Genomic DNA, 761 nt, shown 5'->3' with positions numbered 1-761 from the left:
ACTCTGCCGGTACTGTGTTTACAGGTTTTGTATTTTGGCATATCCATCTTAAGCATCTCTCCTTCCTACGCAAATCTTAATTGTCCTGTGGTTTCTTCCTTCATGCGGTCATTTCTGCAGATAGGATTTCGGGTGGCTACACAAAGTTCTGGTAGATTGCTTTTTACCAAGGCCGCCGGTATCGGAGGACATACTGCATTCCCGCACCTTCTGACTTGTTCACTTCTCGGATATGTCTTACCCGTGTAATCGTGGTCTATAATGTAATCTTCCGGAAATCCTTGACAGCCGTAAAGTTCACTTGGTTCTAACATTCTCAGGCCAATATCCGCAATTTGGTATTCAGTTCCGTCTATTTCCACAAGCCCAAATCTATCCTGCGCCGTAACTGTGTCAAGTGGTTCCTTTATGTCTTGGCCTGTGCCTGAGCCGTAATATTTAATCAAAAAAGCTCTCGCTTCTCCAAAATGTCCAGCTGATGTTGTTATAGTGTGCAGCGGTTCACGAACATCTTGTCCTGTACCGGATTTATAGAATTTGCTCAGAAACGAGGTTACCAGTCCGTATCTGTTTGAGCTGTCAACCGTCATTACCGGATCTGCAATGGTCTGCCCTCGGACTTCGTCCTTTAACGTTTCAGAATGGTACTGTATAAGTAGAGGGCTTATAAGGCAATGCTCATTTTTACTTACAATAGTAGTCAGCGGATCCCGTACATCTTTGCTTCTGTCTGCTGCAAAACCTGTCTGTCCAATTTGAAC

At 44.3% G+C, this 761-nt stretch carries 1 pseudogene; it reads right to left on the bottom strand.

Annotation, left to right across the window (positions count from 1 at the left end):
- Positions 1–65: 65 nt before the first annotated feature.
- Positions 66–761: pseudogene (locus ACESTK_RS20485) on the bottom strand (hypothetical protein); the annotation flags it as partial.

Origin of the sequence: Ruminococcus sp. Marseille-P328, assembly GCF_964249465.1 — a bacterium.
Lineage (GTDB): Bacteria > Bacillota > Clostridia > Lachnospirales > Lachnospiraceae > Blautia_A > Blautia_A faecis.
The sequence above is the reverse complement of the archived record's forward strand: the minus strand, read 5'-3'. Positions and strand labels throughout refer to the sequence as shown.